Source organism: Nocardia sp. bgisy134 (assembly GCF_057708325.1).
Genome location: NZ_JBYIRW010000004.1, coordinates 275,132 through 293,035 on the forward strand (window position 1 = coordinate 275,132; position 17,904 = coordinate 293,035).

Genomic DNA, 17,904 nt, shown 5'->3' on the forward strand with positions numbered 1-17,904 from the left:
CCCGCCCGGACCTCTCGCACGGCTCGGCAGTCGCTGCGCGGGTGCACCATGCGCCGTTCGAGTGGGATCGTCGAGCGCAGCCTGCTGTCATCGCCCGTGCACGGCGCGGTGTCGTACGGCACACAGACGCGTCGATCGATCGCACCGGTCTCGACCGAGATCAGCGGGTCGATCACGATGACGCCCGTGTCGCCCTGGACCAGCGTCATGTTCGGCAGGTCGCGGCCGCGGATCCGGCGCTCGGGCCTGCCGCCGCGGACGATCCGAGGATCGGAGGTCGCCGATGAGCGGGATGCGGCAAGGGTTGGGCGCGATGCTCGGGCGGGCGCACGAGGAGCCGCGGCGGCCCGAGCGCGGGACGGTGACCTTGCGGGCGCGCGGGGTGAGCGTCGACCGGCGCGGTGGCGCGAGCGGGCACGCGCGGCGGGTGCTCGACGCGGTCGATTTCGCGGTGGCCGCGGGTGAGGTCGTCGCGCTGGTGGGGCCGAACGGGGCGGGCAAGTCCACGCTGCTGGCCGCATTGGCCGGGGAGCTGGCGCTGAGCGAAGGGGCCGTCGAACTGGACGGCCGCGCGCTGGAGCATTGGACGCCGCTGGACATGGCGCGCAGGCGGGCGGTGCTGCCGCAGAGCCACACCGTGGGATTCCCGTTCACCGCCCGCGAAGTCGTGGCCATGGGCCGGGCGCCGTGGGTGCGCACCGCGCGTGGCGAACGCGACGACGAGTTCGTCGCGGCGGCCATGACATCGGCCGACGTCGCGCACCTTGCCGCGCGATCGTTCCCGACGCTGTCCGGCGGTGAACGCGCGCGCGTCGCCCTGGCCAGGGTCCTCGCCCAGGACACCGCCACCCTGCTGCTCGACGAACCCACTGCCGCACTGGATCTCGGCCACCAGGAAGCGGTGCTGCGGCTGGCCACCGAGCGGGCAGCGGCGGGCGCCGCGGTGGTCGTCGTCCTGCACGACCTCGGTATCGCCGCCGCCTACGCCGACCGCGTCGCCGTGCTGGACTCCGGCCGCGTCGCCGCCGACGGCCCGCCGCGCGAGGTGCTCACCACCGAACTGCTGAGCCGGGTCTACCAGCATCCGGTCGAAGTACTCGACCACCCGGTCACCGGTGCGCAACTGGTTCTTCCGGTCCGCCGTTGACCGAGGTCTGCTCCCCTCGCCTACCCGGTCACCGCCAGATCAGCTTCAACACCGCGGGGGTCAGCAACATCCGGATGACGGTCGCGTCGATGATCAGCGCCGCGATCATGCCGTAGGCGATGTATTTCATCAGCACCAGATCGGAGAAGCCGAACGCGCCGGTCACCACGATGAGAATCGCGGCGGCCGAGGTGATCACGCCGCCGGTGTGGGCGATGCCGTAGCGGATGGCCTCCGGTGCGCCGGCTCCCGCCTGCCGCGCCTCGGCGACCCGGGACAGCAGGAAGACCTCGTAGTCGGTGGACAACCCGAACACCACCGTCACGATCAACGCCAGCACCGCGAACATCAGCGGCCCCGGCGTGAACAGGAAGACCTCGGCCCCGTGCCCTTCCACGAAGATCCAGGTGAGGATGCCCAGCGTCGAGGCGAGACTCAACGCGCTCATGGCGACGGCCTTGAGCGCCAGCACGATCGAACGGAACGCCACGAACATCACCACCAGCGCGGTACAGGCGAGGATCGCGACCAGTGCGGGCAGACCCTCGAGCAATCCGTTGATGCTGTCGCGCTCCAGCGCGGGCACACCGGCCACCATCACCTGCACGCCCGGTGGTTCGGGGATGGCACGCAGCGCGGCGATCACGGCGTCGGCGTCGCGTTTGTCGGTCAGCCCGGCGCCGAGGACGTTGACGCCGTCCTTGGTCGTCGCCGCCGGTTCGAAGCGCCCGGTGAGGCCGGGAATCTGGTTGGCTTCGTAGCGGATGTCGCTGAGCTGCTGCGGATTCGCGCCGACCACCACGAGTTTCAACGGCTCGGTACGGAAGCTGGGAAACAGCTCGTCGAAGCTCTCCTGGGCGACGCGGGCCGGATTGTCCTCGGCGAGATAGCGTTCGCTGATTCCACCGAATTCGATATTGCGGAACGGGATGCTCAACGCGAGCAGCACCAGCACGATCGGCACCGCCACCGCCCACGGCCGCCGCATGGCGAACAGCGCGAGCCGGGAGAAGAATCCGGCGTCGATCTGGGCTTCGGTCTTGGTGCGGGAGAAGCGTTTCCAGCCGAGGAAGTCGATGCGGCGGCCGACGATGCTCAGCGTGGCGGGCAGCACCGTCACCGAGAGCAGCGCCGCGAGCAGCACCGAGCTGATGCCGCCGTAGGGCACCGAGCGCAGTACTCCGATGGGGAAGATGAACAGCGCCGCGAGGCTGATCGCGATGATCGCGGCGGAGAACATCACCGTGCGACCCGCCGTGGCGACGGTGCGTGCGGTCGCCTCCTCCACGCTGCGCCCGGCCGCCAGTTCCTCGCGGAATCGGGTGACGGTGAACAGGCCGTAGTCGATGGCCAAGCCGAGGCTGACCAGCGTCATCACCGCATTGGCGAAGACGTTGACCTCGATGTGATCGGTGAGTACACGCAACATGCCCTGGGTGCCCAGGATGGTCATGCCGCCGATGATCACCGGCAGCAGCGCCCCGATCACCCCGCCGAACACGAAATACAGCATGATCGCCACGATCGGCAACGCGATCAGCTCCGCGCGGTGGATGTCGTTCTGCATCCCGGTGTTGATGCCTTCGACGACCGGTTGCAGTCCCGCCAGTTGCACCGTGGTGCCGCCCGGTCCGCCGCCTTCGCTGCCCGCGCCGAGCGCGCTCTTGATCGCGAGATAGTTCTGAATGGTGGCGGTGCCTTCGCCGCGGAGTCCGACGCTGGCGAACGCGTGGGTTTTCGTGGCGTCGCTGGCGTTGGCCGTGAACGGGCTGTCCCAGTAGCTGTCGATCTTGAGTATCCGGTCCGGATAGCGTTCGAGCAGGCCGCGCAGCTGGGCGGTGACCGCGGCGCGCACCTCAGGAGAGTCGACGGTGCTGCCCTCGGGCGCGGTGTAGAGCAGGATCAGGTCGCTGTCGGTGTCACGGCCGAAGGTGGCGTCGGCCAGTTCGGACGCGGCCACCGATTCGCTGCTCTCATCGAACCAGCCCTCCTGGTTGAGCCGCTCGACCAGGTCGCGCCCGTACCAGCCGGACAGCAGCACGGCCAGCGCGACCCCGGCCAGCACGAGATAGCGGTAGCGGTGGACCAGCCGACCCCACCCCAGGAAACCGGAATGCAGCATCGAGAGGGCCGCGCCGCTAGCCGCACGCCGCGGTGCGATAGTCGGCCGAGCGCAGAATTCCGCACAGGTCGGTGCGGGAGATCTTCCAGCGGCCGTCGAGGTAGACGAAGTGCACCACGGTGGTGCGCACGGCGGTGCCGGTGCCGTCCCTGTCCAGTCGCATGGTGGCGGTCAGGGTGCCGTCGCGGTTGTCGAACACCGGATCGGTGACGCCGTAGATGGCGCGCGGGTTGTCCTGGAGCGCCCGGTACATATCGGGGATGGCGTCGCGGAAGGCATCGCCGTCCTCGATCAGCGCGGTGCGCTCGCTGTCGGGCAGCGCCGGGTCGAGCGCCCGCTTGATCTGGGCGTCGAGTTCGGCGGCGGTCGGCAGCGGCCGGTTGGCGATGGCGCTGGACGTGGCAGCGGCGGAGGAGGACAGCTCGGCGATGGCCTTGGAGCGGGCCACCTCGACCGAGGCCTCGTCCGGACCCGAATTGCATGCGGCGGTCGCGGCCACCGTGACACAGGCGAGCGCGGCCAGCGCGATTCGGGCGATTCGTGTGGAGTGCATCACTACCTACATACCATCGATGACGGAACTGATCCGTCCGAGCAGGGCGCGCACGGTCGTGACGTCCCGGTCCGCCGCCGCCTCGACCGGAACGGCGTCGGGGATCATGTCGCGCACCAGCGCGACCACGCTGCGCTCGTCGTCCACATCGACGTCGGTGACCCGCACCTCCGCCACCGCGACCACGTCCTCCGGACCCGGCACGTCGCTGTCCAAGTCGGCGCGGTAGATCTCGAGCGTCAGGATCTGCCGCACCGTGCGGAACGCGTACGGCCTGCCGTCGGCGGTGGTGCCGAACCCGTGAGCAAACGGACCAACGGTTATGTCATCGATGGCAAATCCCGATGGATGGTCGGCTTTCAACCGGATCTCCCTGAGTTGGACGCTGTTTGGTTACACGGTAACCCCCATCACTGGTAATTCGGTGCCGCCGCCACCCCGGTCGGTGGCGGTGTTGCGCCATCATGGTCAGATGGTGACGTCGGGTTGATTCGTCGGTAGGAGGAGTTCGGTGGTGCGCCCTCGCGGCTCGGTCCCCTCAGCGCTCGTCGTCCTTGCGGTGCTCGCCCTGCTGGCCGGATGCTCTTCCGACAAGGGCGAACCCGAAGGTCCGACCCGAGAACCCGCGACCGCCGCGATCGCGCCCGCACCGCAGACCCCGCCCACGGGCCAGGTGATCGGCCTGAGCGCGCCGATCCGCAGCCTCTTCGCCGAATCCGGCACCGGCCTGCTCGCCGCGCTCGACGCGAGCAGCGACAGCTCCACCCTGCTCTTCCTCATCGACCCCGCCGCCCCCGCGGGCGCAGGGCAGCGCACCGTCACCCTGCCCGCGCACGGGACCAGCCTGGCCCAGGGCAAGCCCGGTGAAATCCTGGTCACCGCGCCCGGCCGGATCATCCGCGTCGACGCCGCGAGCGACGCGGTCACCGAGACGCCCGTCGAGGGCGACGTCCGCTCGGTCCGGCAGCGTGAGGACGGCACGCTGGTCGTCGGCACCGCCGACGGCGCGGTCCGCATCCTCGGCTCCGGCGGCGACGTGCTCGACTCCGTCTCCGGCCTGGCCTCGGCCGACGTCGTCGCGCTGACCGCCGACCGCATCGCGGTGCTCGACCGCCGCCAGACCTCCGTCACCGAGATCGACCCGGCCAAGGACCACCTCGGCCTCGCCCTGCGCGCGGGCGACGGCGCCACCAACATGATCTCCGACCACTTCGGCAGGGTGATCGTCACCGACACCGCGGGCGAGGAACTGCTCGTCTACACCACCGGACCGCTCGTCCTGCGCCAGCGTTTCCCGGTAGGATCGTCGCCTTACGCGCTCGCCTACGATCGACGGTCCGAGACCGTGTGGGTGACGTGCACGCAGAGCAACGAAGTCGTCGGATTCGATCTGTCGACGGGTATACCGAAGGAAGTGGGACGCTATCCGACCGTCCGGCAGCCCGACTCGGTGACCGTCGACGACCGCACCGGTGATCTGTTCGTCGGATCCGCCACCGGTGACGGTGTCCAGCGGATCCGCGCGGACCAGCTGAAGAGAGGGCAGTGATGGCGCCGAAAAGCTCCCGCGCAGCATTACCGGCGAACTGGGAGACCAGCAGCGACGACTACGAATACGTCCCGCTGCGCTTACCGAAAGACGTGACCAGGGTGACCGCCTCGATGCGCCTGGCGATTCAGGCCGAATTCGGCGGATGGGAGCTCTCGCGCGTGCGCGCCTACACCGACGGCAGCCGCAAGGTTCTGCTGCGCCGTCGCAAGACCTCGCTACTACCCCAGCCCGAGCCGGGGATGTGACACGGATGTACGCACTGCTGCTTCGACTGATGTTCCTGGTTCCGCCGGAACGCATCCACCACCTCGCCTTCGCGGCCATGCGCGTGGCCGCCCGGTTCGCGCCGACCCGGCTGCTGCTGAAGCGGCTCGCGGTCGTCGACGACCCGATCCTGCGCAACACCGTCTTCGGCGTCGAGTTCCGCGCCCCGCTCGGTCTGGCGGCCGGTTTCGACAAGAACGCGGAGGGCGCCGACATCTGGGGTCCGTTCGGCTGGGGCTTCGCCGAAGTCGGCACCGTCACCGCCCAGGCTCAGCCCGGCAACCCCACACCGCGGATGTTCCGGCTGCCGGCCGACCGCGCCCTGATCAACCGGATGGGCTTCAACAACCACGGCGCCGCCCGCGCCGCCGACCAGCTGCGCACCAGGACCGCCACCGTCCCGATCGGCGCCAACATCGGCAAGACCAAGATCGTCGAAGCGGCCGACGCCGCCGCCGATTACGCGATCAGCGCCGCCCTGCTCGGCCCGCTGGCCGACTTCGTCGTGGTCAACGTCAGCTCCCCCAACACCCCCGGCCTGCGCGACCTGCAGGCCGTGGAATCGCTGCGCCCGCTGCTGCGGGCCGTGCTCGACACCGTCCAGGTGCCGGTCCTGGTCAAGATCGCCCCCGATCTGTCCGACGACGACATCGACGCGGTCGCCGACCTCGCCCTCGAGCTCGGTCTCGCGGGCATCGTCGCCACCAACACCACCATTCGCCGCGACGGCCTGCGCACCGACGCCGCCGAGGTCGCGGCCATGGGTGCGGGCGGCCTGTCCGGCGCGCCCGTGGCCGAACGCTCGCTCGAGGTGCTGCGCCGCCTGTATCGGCGCGTCGGTGATCGCCTCGTGCTGATCTCCGTCGGCGGGATCGAAACCCCCGACCAGGCTTTCGAGCGCATCCTCGCGGGCGCCAGCCTGCTGCAGGGTTTCACCGGCTTCATCTACGGCGGCCCGTTCTGGACTCGCAAGATCCACCGCGGCCTCGCCGCGCGTCTGCGCGACCACGGATATCGCTCGATCGCCGAGGCGGTCGGTGCGGACAACGTGGCGAGGACCTGAATCCGGCTTTCTCTCACCCGAACACGCGCGGTGGACCGCCCGCGCGCCGCGGAAGGCCGTGCGCGCGAGAACCACTGCCGCATGCGCCGACCGGGCCCGGAGCCGACTCGTCTGGCCGGTCGCGCAGTCGCGCGACGATCCGCTTGTGCAACAAGATGATCGCGTGATCGAGCAAGATGCCCAACCGGTCGGCGCGCTCGGCGGCGCGGGCGTGGGTCATGCGGTCGTGCACCATGTCCGGGTCGCTGAGCAATTCGTCCAGCTCCATGCCGGCGAACGCCTGCTCGCGGGAGAGTGTGCGACCTGGCAACCAGCTCAGCCGCCACGCATCGGCGCTGGGTTCGCCGTCGCGGTAGGCCGATTCGGGGGTCAGGTCGCTGATCATGGTCCACTCGGTGGTGTGAATGGTCATGGCTGCCTCCGGTACTACAGCCCGAGCAGAATCTGCTCCAGGGGAATTCCGAGTTGTCCGGCGTAGTGCACCGCCCGCAGGTGGGCGAGCCGATCATGCCGGTAGGTCTGGGTGCTGACGATCTCGGCGAGATCCATCCCCGCCAGTGCCTGCTCGCGAGTGAGCAGGCGGTCGGGCAGCCAGCTCAGCCGCCACGACTTGGGCCATTTGTCGGCGACGCGCTGCGCCGATTCGTTGGTGCAATCGCTGGTCATCGACCAGTCGGTGACATAGATGGTCACGAATGCCTCCTGTCGAGCATCCGAGGTCGAAGGGGGTCACCGAAGTTTTCGGAGAGCGGCGAGCCCCGGCGAAGTGCGCGAGAGGCGCACGGGCCGGGGCTCGCTGGACGGCGAAGCGGAACCGGCGGTGAAAGCAGTTCGGACGGTGCGGCGTTCGGCCGGGTACTATACGGCCGGACGGTTCGGTCCGAGTTCGGTGTCGGCCGCGCCGGGCTTGCGGCGCCTGCGCCGCCTGTCACGGCGTATCAGCAGAATCTCTTTCATCACCAAGGCCCTCCCGAGTCCGCTGGTGGGGACGACCAGATCGCCCAAAATCAGTGTGGCATTTGCCTTTCCCCCGGTCAATTGCCGGAGTATCTTGGGAATTGCCGGACTCATCGCCCGTTAAACCCGGGAATGAGGGCAATCTCCGCAAAGCACAACGAAACGACAACGACGTGATGGAGGGCGGACTCGCCGATGGCTCCGCAGAATCCCCGCACGATCGCGATTCGCGACATCCTCACCCGCTTGTGCACCTATTACGGTCTGCGGCCGGAACGCTTGGGCAACACCGAGATCGACGTCACCAGCCTGCTCGAGCTGCCGATCGTGCGCCAGCACGCGCAGCGCACCGGCCTGCCCGCGGGCGAATCCCTGTTACCGGTCGTGCGCGAGACGGCGCGCCGGCTGTCGCCGACCGATCGCCTCATCGCCGATTCGGCGTTGGCGCTCGGCCTTTTTCGTGACAACCCCCCTGACGGCGTCGATCTCGCCCGCCTGTACGCGGACAAGCTCGGCCCCCGGCGCGAATACCTCGTCGAGCACTGGCGGCGGCTGCACCAAGCGCTCGGGGTCGACCGCGTTCCCGAGGCGCCGACGGTGAAGCGGCTGCGCACGTCGTCGGAGGGCGACACCTTCACCGCGCTGGCCGACCTGCTCACCGCCGACACGGGTTACGTCATCCCCCAGGCCATGCCGAGCGGGAAAATTCTTGTCGCACTGCCCGATTCGGTTCGGCGGCCGAAATCGGTGACAGTGGTCGGCGACGCGGTCATCGATCACCTCTACCGCGTCGACGGTTTCCCCGCCGCGGACCGCGCGGCACGCGGCACCTTCACCAGGCCACCGGGTGGAAAGGGGTTGAATCGCGCGGTGGCCGCCGCGCGCCTCGGCTTGGACGTCGCGCTCGTTTCCGCGGTCGGCAACGACAAGGACGGCGCGGAGATTCTGAGCTTCCTGACCAACGAGAACGTCCGCTGCGATCTGGTGAAGATCGTCGACGGCGGCCGGTCCCCGGTGACGGCCGTGATCATGGATTCCAGCGGCGAGACGAGACTCATCGGATGCAAGGACGACAGGGTCAAACTCGATGTGGCGGACCTGCATACCGGCGCCGTGCAGGCGGCGCTGGCGAGCTCGGAGGTGGTGTTGCTGACGTTCGAACACCCCAAGGGCATCGCCGAGAACGTCCTCGCGATGGTGCGCGAGATGCGGCCGCGGCCGCAGGTCATCGTCTGCGCCACGCCGAGTCCGGCTGTGCCGCAAGATCTTTACCAGCACCTCGAGGTGGTGGACTACTTGGTGGGATCGCCGTCGGAACTGAAGGCGATGCTGCCTGCCGTGTCGACCGACTCGGCCGGGGACAGTGCGGAGATCTTGCTCGGGCTCGGGGTGCGCGCGGTGTGCGCGATCGACAAATTCCGCTGCTCGGTGCTCTCGGAACAGTTGAAGTTCGATGTCAGCCGGTTCCAAGGGGCGCTGAAGAATTCGGTGGGCGCCGCCGCCGCATTCTCCGCCGCGCTGGCATGCCGTGTCGTCGAAACCGGCGGCGAGCTGGCCGCGAAGGACTTCGTCTGGGCCACAGCGGCGATGATTCCCACCCAGCAGCTGGGTGCGGTGCCGCGCGCGATGCCGGACAAGGACCGTATCGACCAGGTGGTCCGGCAGGGCAACGAACGATGATCCGCGCGGCGCGGCAGCGTATTTTAACACAAAAGACCTGGTAGTAACATGCGTGTTACGTCACACGCAGGGTACGGTTGCGAGGTCATCTCGGATGTGCGGCAGCTGCTGCACCTGTTGAGTCGGAGGAGCGGTTGACGACGGTTGCGTCGGATCTTGCCGAAGCCGGTCATCGGTTCACGCGCAAGGGGCGTGACACTCGCGTTCGCGTGATCGAACTACCCGATCGCGGCGACGGAGGCGGCCACATTCTCGTCTTCGGAGACATCGTCGACGGATGTCTGGTTCGAGTTCATTCGCGTTGTCTCTACGGTGAGGCGCTGCGATCGGACGACTGCGACTGCGGTCCGGAACTGGACAAGTCCCTCGACATGATTCAGGAAGCGGGGTCCGGCGTGCTGGTCTATCTCGAGCAGGAGGGCCGCGGTGCGGGTCTGCTCGCCAAGGCGCGCGGGTACCTGGAGAGCGAACAGACAGGCGAGGACACCTTCACCAGCTACGAGCGACTCGGCTATCCGCCGGACGGACGCTCCTACGAGCAGGCGGCCCGCGCGCTGTTCGACGTGCTGAACCTACGGACGGTGCAACTGCTGACCAACAATCCGGCCAAGATGCACGCGCTGCGCGAGGTAGGCCTTGTGGTGGAAGTGGTTCCGCTGGTCACCGAGGCGTTGAGTCAGCGCGCCGTCGAGTATCTCGACGCCAAACGCCGGAGACGCCGGCACTGGATCCCCAACGGCGAATCGCCGTGGTCGTTGGAGCAGACGATTCTGCCGCGGGCGAATTCCGGCGGCGCGCTGCCGGACGGATCCGCCCACGAAAGCGCACCGCCCGTTCTGGTGTAGCCCCTGCTGCGATGCCCGGCCTCCCGCTACCATAGATGGATTGTGCGACTGGGGATTCCGCAGTTCGCCGACCGCTGCACTGTGCATCGGAGGGGCATGGACCGAGCGGCATCCGATCTCCGTGAGACCGGGCATCGTCTGACTCGCAAGGGGCGAGAACTCCGCGTTCGAGTCTTGGCGATCCCTGGCGCCGAGGACGGCGGGCACGCCCTCGTCTTCGGCCCGATGGTCGATGGCTGCCTGGTGCGTATCCACTCGCGCTGCCTGTACGGCGATGCACTGCGCTCCGACGACTGTGATTGCGGGCCCGAGCTCGACCTGTCGATGGACATGATCCAGGACGCCGGGTGCGGCGTGCTGGTCTACCTCGAACAGGAGGGCCGCGGCGCCGGATTGGTCGACAAGGCAAGGGGTTTGCGCACCAGCGAGGTGTTCGGGCTGGACACCTTCGACAGCTACGAGCGACTCGGGCTGTGCGTCGACACGCGCTCTTACGAACACGCGGCCCGCGCGCTGCTGCACCTCGGTCTCGGTTCGGTGCGCCTGCTGACGAACAACCCGGACAAGGTGCGCGCCCTGACCGACCTCGGCATCGCCGTCACCGTAGTGCCTTTGGTGACCCGGCCGCGCAGCGAGCGCGCCCGCCGATACCTGGAGGCCAAGCGGCGCCGGCGCGGGCACACGATTCCGGCCGAGGACGAGACATGGTCGGCGCTGGGACGTTCAGGCTGGCGGTTGTCGTCCCGGCGGTCCACGCCGGGGTGCTGGTGGCGTCGGCTGCTCGCGCTGTAAAGACCGTCACATTCGGCCCGCTCTGGCTACGATAAGTGAGCCGCGCCACTCGTTGACACCTAAATCAGTGAGAAGATGACATAGAGTCTGGCGCATTGCGTCAGCGGTTGGCGCCGAGCGTATCGAGTCGGTTCACCGACAGGATCATCGGGAACAGGGAATATGAGCACTACAGAAATCGGTTTCGCGCACGAATCAGGCAAGACGGTCTACACCGTTCCCGAGGCGTTCCAGGAGACCGTCAAGCTGCGGCCGGACGGGGTCGCGCTGCGCACGGTCGGCGGCACGACGGAGATCACCTGGCGGGAGTACGGCAAGCGGGTCGAATCGATCGCGGCAGGACTCGCCGCGCTCGGCATCGGCCGCGGCGACTCCGTCGGGATCATGCTCACCAACCGGCCCGAGTTCAACCTCGTCGACACGGCCGCACTGCACTTGGGCGCGACACCGTTCTCGATCTACAACACCAGCTCCCCCGAACAGATCACCCACCTGTTCACCAATGCCGAGAACACAGTGGTGATCACCGAGCGCGCGTTCCTCGACGTGATCACCGGCGCGGGTGTCGAACTCGCGCACACCGTCGTGGTGGACGGCCCGGCCACCGGCGCGATCACCCTGGAGGAGGTGGAGGCCAACCCGGCCGCCGACTTCGATTTCGCCGCCGCCTGGCAGGCCGTCGAGCCCGGCGATCTGGCCACGCTGATCTACACCTCGGGCACCACCGGCCCGTCCAAGGGCGTGGAGATCACCCACCGCAACGTGCTCGCCCAGATCATCGCGCTGGTGTCGGGGCCGCTGCGGGTCGGCTACGACGACCGCGCGATCTCCTACCTGCCCGCCGCGCATGTCGCCGACCGCATCTCGGGACATGCCATCAGCCTGCTCACCGGCATTCTCATCACCTGCGTTCCGGATCCGCGCGAGATCGCCGCGGCGCTGCCCGACGCGCGGCCGACCGTGTTCTTCGGTGTGCCGCGGGTGTGGCAGAAGATCAAGGCGGGCATCGACGGCAAGCTGGCCACCGAGCCGAGCCCGGTCAAGAAGTCGCTCGCGGCCTGGGCCATCGGCACCGGGATCGCCGCCGCGCGCGCCGATCTCGCGGGCAACGGTCGCGGTCCGGTGCTCGGCTTGCAGTACAAGGTCGCCGACGCGCTCGTGCTGTCGAAGCTGCGCCACGCGCTCGGCCTGGACAATCTCAAGGTCGCCGCCTCCGGTGCGGCCGCTATTCCGCCGGAGACCCTCGAGTACTTCCTCGGCCTCGGCTTCACCGTCACCGAGGTGTGGGGCATGTCGGAGACCAGCGGCGTGGCCACCTATACCGAACTGGACAAGCCGCGGCCCGGCTCGGTCGGCCGCGCGGTCGACGGGCTGGAGGTGCGCCTCGGCGAGGACGGCGAGTTGCTGGTGCGCGGCCCGATCATCACGCCGGGCTACCGCAAGCAGCCCGACAAGACCAAGGAGGCGCTCGATTCCGACGGCTGGCTGTCCACCGGCGACGTGGCGACCATCGACGCCGACGGCTACGTGCGGATCGTGGACCGCAAGAAGGAGCTCATCATCAACGAGGCGGGCAAGAACATCTCGCCCACCAATATCGAGAACGCCGTGAAGGCGGTGTCCTCGCTGGTCGGCCAGGTGGTGGCGATCGGCGAGGCCAAGCCCTACATCTCCGCGCTGATCGTGCTCGACCCCGACACGGTAGCGATCCGCGCCAAGGAGATCGGCGCTCCCGCCGAGGATCTGGCCGCGCTGGCCACCCGCAAGGAGATCGTCGACGAGGTGCTCGCGGCGGTCGAGACCGGTAACCGCAAACTGTCGCGGGTCGAGCAGATCAAGCGCTTCACGATCGTCGGCACGCCCTGGGAGCCGGGCGGCGACGAGCTGACCCCGACCATGAAGCTCAAGCGCAACCCGATCGCCGCGAAGTACGCCGAGGAAATCGGGGCGCTGTACGCCAACCCGCTGCCCGAGACGGTCGTCAACGTCTCCTGAGCCGCGACCAGATGACCGTGGCCCCGAGCCAAAAGCTCGGGGCCACGGTCTTTTTTTCGCGCAGGACTACTGCTCGTAGGTGCCGATCAGGGTGGCGCGGGCCAGGGTGTGGGAGAACAGGTTGAAGCCCAAGTAGGCGGGCGACGCGTCGGGCGCGATGCCGAGGCTCTCCACGTCCACCGCGTGCACCACGACGAAGTAGCGGTGCGGGCCATGCCCGGGCGGCGGTGCGGCGCCGACGAATCCGGCGAAGCCGCCGTCGTTGCGCAGGGTGACGGCGCCCGCGGGCAGCGACCCGCCCTCGCTTCCCGCGCCGCTGGGCAGGGAGGTGACCGACACCGGGATGTCGGCGACGGCCCAGTGCCAGAAGCCGGAGGCGGTCGGGGCGTCGGGGTCGTAGACGGTGACGGCGAAACTCTTGGTCTCGGCGGGGAATCCGGACCAGGACAACTGCGGGGAGATGTCCTTGCCTCCGGCGCCGAACACGCCGCTGACCTGATCGTTGCCGAGCGGGGCGCGGTCGGTGACGTCCCCGGAGGTGAGGGTGAAGCCGGGTACCTTCGGGAGTGCGTCGTAGGGGTCGTAGGTCATCGTTCCTCTTTTCGGAGCGTTGTATGTCGGAGCCGTGGTATTCGGATCAGCTGTGCAACAGGAAGTGTTCCAGCACCTGGGTGCCGAACTCGAGGGCGTCCACCGGAACGCGTTCGTCCACACCGTGGAACAGGGCACTGAAGTCCAGGTCGGGGGGCAGCCGCAGCGGTGCGAAGCCGAAGCAGCGAATTCCCAAGCGGGCGAAGGCTTTCGCGTCCGTGCCTGCGGAGAGCATGTAGGGCACCGTGCGGCCCTGCGGGTCGTGGGCCAGGATCGCGTCGTTCATGGCGTCGACCAGGTGCCCGTCGAAAGTCGTCTCGTAGGAGTCGAGCTTGGTGACCCACTCGCGTTCGACATCGGGGCCGATCAACTCGTCCACCTCGCGTTCGAAGGCGGCTTGGCGGCCGGGCAGCACCCGGCAGTCCACCACCGCCTCCGCGGTCTGCGGAATGACGTTGGCCTTGTAACCGGCCTGCAGCATGGTGGGATTGGCGGTGTCGCGCAGGGTGGCGCCGATGATGCGGGCGATGGTGCCGAGCTTGGCCAGCTGTCCCTCGATGTCCGGGCTGTCCGGATCGAAGGGGAAACCGGTCTCCTCCGACACGGCGGCGAGGAACTCGGCCACCGAATCCGAGAGCACCAGCGGGAAGGTGTGTTTGCCCAGCCGCGCCACCGCGTCGGCCAGGATGGTCACCGCGTTGTCCTCGTGCAGGAACGAGCCGTGTCCGGCGCGGGCCTTGGCGCGCAAGCGCATCCAGCCCAGGCCCTTCTCGGCCGTCTCCACCAGGTAGAACCTGCGTTCACCACCGTCGCGGCGCGGCACCGTCAGCGAGAAGCCGCCGACCTCACCCACCGCTTCGGTGACTCCGTGGAACAGGTCGGGCCGATTGTCCACCAACCAGTGCGAGCCCCACTTGCCGCCGTTTTCCTCGTCGGCCAGGAACGCGAAAACGATGTCGCGCGGCGGCACCGTGCCCTCGATCGCGAACTGGCGCGCCACCGCCAGCATCATGCCGACCATGTCCTTCATGTCGACGGCCCCGCGGCCCCACACGTAGCCGTCGCGGACCGCGCCGGAGAACGGATGCACGCTCCACTCCGACGCCTCGGCGGGCACCACGTCCAGGTGCCCGTGCATCAGCAGCGCGCCACGGCTGGGATCGGCGCCTTTCAGGCGCGCGAACACGTTGCCGCGGCACGGCGCACCGGATTCCACGTATTCGGTGGTGTATCCGGCCTGTTGCAGTTGGTCGGCCACCCACTGGGCGCATTCCCGCTCACCTTTGGTGGTGGCCAGGTCACCCGTGTTCGAAGTGTCGAATCTGATCAGGTGACTGACCAACTCGACGACCTCGTTCACCGCACGAGATCTGCTGTTCGGACTGGAGTCTTCGCCGTTGACGGACACGTCCCTTTCCTACCACTCGTCGCCGGTACGGCGCGTCGCGGCCGCGCCGCGAGTCCCCGCGCGGCGCGGTCTGGCGTGCGTGATCGCGCGTGCGGCCGATCGCGATCAGCGTGAGCCGAACCCGTGCCCGCCGAGCCGAAACACGCTGTCGCGGCCGCAAGCACGTCGGCGGGCGGTCGACGGGAGAGGGTGGCCGCGACCCACTACACTGCCGGAGACCTGGTCAACAGACTGTCAGGGTCGTTCGGGGGGCGCGCGCACTCGGAGTTCCACCGAAGCCCACATTCGCGCTCGCCGAGCGTCGACGACAAGTGAGGAATTGATGACGTACCCCCCGCCCCAGCCCGGCTTCGATCCGTACAAGCAGTCCGACCCGTACGCGCAACAGCAGCCGCAGCCGGCGAGCGACCCCTACGCGCAGCAGCAGCCCGGCTACCCGGCCGCGCCGGGATATCCCGCGGCGCCGGGATATCCGGCCGCGCCCGGCTACCCCGCGGCGCCGGGCTACCCGGCCGCGGGCGGCTATCCCCCGGCCCCCGGCTACCCCGCCGCCCCCGGTTACGGTCCCGGCTACAACCCCGGCACCCCGCCGGACAACAACATGGTCTGGGCGATCCTCGCGACGGTGTTCTGCTGCCTTCCGTTCGGCATCGTCGCGATCATGAAGGCGGCCAACGTCAACAGCCTGTGGGCGCAGGGTCAGGCCGCCGAGGCCTATCGTGCGGCCGAGGACGCCAAGAAGTGGACGATGATCGCCGCGGTGTGCGGCGTGATCGGCTTCGTGATCGCCCTCGTCCTCAATATCGCGCTCATCGGAGCCTCCGGGGTGTGAGCACCCCCGTCTCCGTCTCGCACCGGCTGGCCGCGCCCGTCGCGGTCGCCGGTGCGGGCGCGCTGGTCTGCGCGGCCGTGCTGTGGGCCGATCCCACCACGCCGGGCGGCGTCATCCCGGTCTGCCCGTCGAAGGCACTGCTCGGCATCAACTGCCCCGGCTGCGGCAGTTCCCGCATGCTGTATTCGCTACTGCACGGGGATCTTCCCGCCGCGCTGCACTACAACGCCCTCGGCCTGCTCGCGCTGATCGCGCTGATCGGCACGTTCGTCTTCTGGACCCGCGACCGCGTCCGCGGCCGTGATTCGGTGCGCTGGTATCAGTACCGGAACGCGCCGCACCTCGTGCTCGCCCTGGTGCTCGGCTGGCTGGTGCTGCGCAACATTCCGATCGCGCCTTTCACCGGTCTGCGCGTCTGAGCTCAGGTGCGCGGTGTCGCCGCCATCGGCACCGGCCCATCGGGCCCGCCGGTGAACGAAAGCGCCCGCCGAATCGGCTCCTCGGTCGCCAGATCCAGCTCCATGCGCTGCGCCAGGACCGCCAACGACAGCGTCATTTCCATGATCGCGAAGTTCTGCGCGATGCAGATGCGTTTGCCCGCGCTGAACGCCAGCGAGCCGTGTCGGCGTTCGGTGGTCAGGTTCTCCGGCAGATGCCGCGACGGGTCGAAGCGCTCGGGGTCCTCCCATACCGACGCGTTGTGGTGCACGCCGTGCAGGCTGATCACCACCGTCGTCCCCGGCTCGATCCGGTAGCCGGCCAGGACGTCGGGGCCCTTCGCCACCCTGGTCAGTCCGATGATCGGTGGATACAGTCGCATCGATTCGGCGAGAACGGCTTTCGTCCACACCAGCTTGTCCACGTCGGCGGCCACGGGGGTGCGATCGCCCAGCACGTCACGCAGTTCCTCGTGCATCCTGGCGCGTGCCCCGGGATGCTCGGCGAGCAGTGTCCAGGTCCAGGTCAAGGCGGTGGCCGAGGTCTCCATCCCGGCGCCGATGAAGGTCATCAGTTCGTCGTGGATCTCGGTGTCGCTGTAGGCGTGGCCGGTTTCCGGGTCCCTGGCGTCCATCAGCAGGCCGAGCAGGTTGTCCTTGCGCGCGATGCGGCCGCTGCGATGATCGGCGACGAGGATGTCCACGGCCCGCTCGATGCGGCGCAGCTCGAGCATGATGTGCGGTGCGGTGAGCCAGGTCAGCCAGCGCATGGCGCGGAGGGGGATGCGTGAACCGGCCCGCCGCTCTTCGGGTGTCGTGCACCGGACGACGAACGTCGACAGCGCGCGCAGCGGTCTGCTGATATTGGTGGCGAAGCCGATGCCGAAGAACTTCAGCAGATTCGTCAGCCGGATCTGGGAGATCGGGCCGGACAGATCGGTGCCGAACATGGTGCGCGCCACGATGTCCAGGGTCAGCCGGTTCATTTCCGTGCCGATGTCCACGGGGCCGTTCGCGGCGCAGGCTCGCAGGATGCGGTCGGCGGCGTCCCCGGCCGCCTCGGTGATCGGTCCGGCGAACTGCTCGATGTTGCCGCGCGCGAAGATCGGCTGCACGAGGCGGCGGTTGCGCTGGTAGCGCCGGTCGTCCATATCGGTGACCAGACCCTGACCGAAGGTCACCGCCATCATGTCGTATTCCGCACTCTTGCAATAGTTCTCCTGGTTCGAGACCAGGATGCGCCGGGCCAGCGCGGGATTGCGCACGACGGCGTAGCGCAGCAGCGGGATGCGGGCGACGAGCACGTCGTCGGCGCCGGGCAACTCGACGGTCAAGTAATGCACCAGCGTGCGGTCACGCCAGCGTGGGATCAGCGCGGCGGCGTAGCGCCAGGACTGCGCCCAGCCGACCTCGGTGCGATGCCAGCGCATGGGCGCGGGCTGCCAGCGCGGCGGGTGCAGGGTGCTGTCACCTGGGTGATCGGTGGGGTGCTCGGTTGCCGATGTCGTCATACGGCAGTCCTCATCGTGTGTGAATGCGTCTGCGCCGAAAGGCGTTCGGCCCGTGCGGGCTCGGTCGAAGAGTAGACGACGTGTCCGGTGTGGGAACGCCCCTCGCGGCCCGCCGAAAGTACCGGCTTGCGGGAACTTTTTTCCTCGATTACCGG

General features: G+C 68.6%; 18 protein-coding genes. 10 read left to right on the top strand and 8 right to left on the bottom strand.

Translation table 11 applies throughout. The annotated features are described in order from the left end of the window. Positions 1–283: 283 nt before the first annotated feature. Positions 284–1,147 (top strand): heme ABC transporter ATP-binding protein, encoded by an 864-nt coding sequence (locus AC3ERS_RS10225; RefSeq protein ID WP_431965909.1) that lies wholly within the window; start codon positions 284–286, stop codon positions 1,145–1,147. Between the two features lie 28 nt (positions 1,148–1,175). Here AC3ERS_RS10225 and AC3ERS_RS10230 read toward each other — a convergent pair whose 3' ends face one another. From AC3ERS_RS10230 to AC3ERS_RS10240, 3 genes are read right to left on the bottom strand one after another with little or no spacing between them, the layout of a single operon-like run. After that, the gene (locus AC3ERS_RS10230; protein WP_431965911.1) at positions 1,176–3,269 is read right to left on the bottom strand and encodes an MMPL family transporter; all 2,094 of its coding nucleotides are present in this window, start codon (positions 3,267–3,269) and stop codon (positions 1,176–1,178) included. 16 nt (positions 3,270–3,285) lie between these two features. Further along, the gene (locus AC3ERS_RS10235; protein WP_431965913.1) at positions 3,286–3,822 is read right to left on the bottom strand and encodes a WKL family lipoprotein; all 537 of its coding nucleotides are present in this window, start codon (positions 3,820–3,822) and stop codon (positions 3,286–3,288) included. 6 nt (positions 3,823–3,828) lie between these two features. After that, positions 3,829–4,185 carry a hypothetical protein gene (locus AC3ERS_RS10240; protein ID WP_431965915.1) on the bottom strand — a complete coding sequence of 119 codons (357 nt, stop codon included), beginning with the start codon at positions 4,183–4,185 and terminating at the stop codon, positions 3,829–3,831. 148 nt (positions 4,186–4,333) lie between these two features. Here AC3ERS_RS10240 and AC3ERS_RS10245 point away from each other — a divergent pair, with 148 nt between their 5' ends. Genes AC3ERS_RS10245 through AC3ERS_RS10255 form a run of 3 tightly spaced genes read left to right on the top strand, consistent with a single transcriptional unit; the run spans position 4,334 to position 6,701 of the window. Beyond that, entirely contained in the window at positions 4,334–5,371 is a 1,038-nt protein-coding gene (locus AC3ERS_RS10245; RefSeq protein WP_431965917.1) for a YncE family protein, read from the top strand. Next, positions 5,371–5,619: a DUF5703 family protein gene (locus tag AC3ERS_RS10250; RefSeq protein ID WP_067783446.1), complete on the top strand. Its 249-nt coding sequence runs from the start codon at positions 5,371–5,373 to the stop codon at positions 5,617–5,619. Before AC3ERS_RS10245 ends, AC3ERS_RS10250 begins: the two co-directional genes overlap by 1 nt. Positions 5,620–5,624: 5 nt before the next feature. Then, on the top strand, positions 5,625–6,701 hold the full coding sequence (locus AC3ERS_RS10255) for a quinone-dependent dihydroorotate dehydrogenase (RefSeq protein WP_431965919.1): 1,077 nt from the start codon (positions 5,625–5,627) through the stop codon (positions 6,699–6,701). A 13-nt stretch (positions 6,702–6,714) separates the two neighbouring features. Here the strand turns inward: AC3ERS_RS10255 and AC3ERS_RS10260 are convergent, their stop codons facing one another. After that, positions 6,715–7,113, bottom strand: a complete 399-nt coding sequence (locus tag AC3ERS_RS10260; protein ID WP_431965921.1) for a hypothetical protein — start codon at positions 7,111–7,113, stop codon at positions 6,715–6,717. Between the two features lie 14 nt (positions 7,114–7,127). Continuing rightward, positions 7,128–7,394, bottom strand: a complete 267-nt coding sequence (locus AC3ERS_RS10265) for a hypothetical protein (protein ID WP_357457543.1) — start codon at positions 7,392–7,394, stop codon at positions 7,128–7,130. Positions 7,395–7,853: 459 nt separating this feature from the next. Between AC3ERS_RS10265 and AC3ERS_RS10270 the strand changes: the two genes are divergently transcribed. The 4 genes from AC3ERS_RS10270 to AC3ERS_RS10285 all read left to right on the top strand — a co-directional run bounded on the left by AC3ERS_RS10270 (position 7,854) and on the right by AC3ERS_RS10285 (position 12,970). After that, a complete protein-coding gene (locus AC3ERS_RS10270; protein WP_431965924.1) occupies positions 7,854–9,338 on the top strand; it encodes a PfkB family carbohydrate kinase in 1,485 nt (494 codons plus the stop codon). A gap of 209 nt (positions 9,339–9,547) precedes the next feature. Then, on the top strand, positions 9,548–10,183 hold the full coding sequence (locus AC3ERS_RS10275; protein ID WP_431965926.1) for a GTP cyclohydrolase II: 636 nt from the start codon (positions 9,548–9,550) through the stop codon (positions 10,181–10,183). A 174-nt stretch (positions 10,184–10,357) separates the two neighbouring features. After that, positions 10,358–10,975, top strand: coding sequence for a GTP cyclohydrolase II (locus AC3ERS_RS10280; RefSeq protein WP_431965928.1), 618 nt, complete (start codon positions 10,358–10,360; stop codon positions 10,973–10,975). 162 nt (positions 10,976–11,137) lie between these two features. Beyond that, positions 11,138–12,970 carry an AMP-dependent synthetase/ligase gene (locus tag AC3ERS_RS10285; protein WP_431965930.1) on the top strand — a complete coding sequence of 611 codons (1,833 nt, stop codon included), beginning with the start codon at positions 11,138–11,140 and terminating at the stop codon, positions 12,968–12,970. A gap of 66 nt (positions 12,971–13,036) precedes the next feature. Here the strand turns inward: AC3ERS_RS10285 and AC3ERS_RS10290 are convergent, their stop codons facing one another. Both AC3ERS_RS10290 and AC3ERS_RS10295 read right to left on the bottom strand, forming a co-directional pair. After that, the gene (locus AC3ERS_RS10290; protein ID WP_431965932.1) at positions 13,037–13,561 is read right to left on the bottom strand and encodes a YbhB/YbcL family Raf kinase inhibitor-like protein; all 525 of its coding nucleotides are present in this window, start codon (positions 13,559–13,561) and stop codon (positions 13,037–13,039) included. 46 nt (positions 13,562–13,607) lie between these two features. Next, positions 13,608–14,969, bottom strand: a complete 1,362-nt coding sequence (locus AC3ERS_RS10295) for a M20/M25/M40 family metallo-hydrolase (RefSeq protein WP_431965934.1) — start codon at positions 14,967–14,969, stop codon at positions 13,608–13,610. A 322-nt stretch (positions 14,970–15,291) separates the two neighbouring features. On the opposite strand from AC3ERS_RS10295, the gene AC3ERS_RS10300 reads away from it, so the two are divergent. Continuing rightward, positions 15,292–15,801, top strand: coding sequence for a CD225/dispanin family protein (locus AC3ERS_RS10300; RefSeq protein WP_431965936.1), 510 nt, complete (start codon positions 15,292–15,294; stop codon positions 15,799–15,801). After that, complete coding sequence (locus AC3ERS_RS10305; RefSeq protein WP_431965938.1) at positions 15,798–16,220, top strand: DUF2752 domain-containing protein; 423 nt, start codon at positions 15,798–15,800, stop codon at positions 16,218–16,220. Before AC3ERS_RS10300 ends, AC3ERS_RS10305 begins: the two co-directional genes overlap by 4 nt. Positions 16,221–16,222: 2 nt before the next feature. On the opposite strand, the gene AC3ERS_RS10310 is transcribed toward AC3ERS_RS10305, so the two are convergent. Beyond that, entirely contained in the window at positions 16,223–17,749 is a 1,527-nt protein-coding gene (locus tag AC3ERS_RS10310; RefSeq protein ID WP_431965940.1) for a cytochrome P450, read from the bottom strand. Between the last annotated feature and the right edge of the window lie 155 nt (positions 17,750–17,904).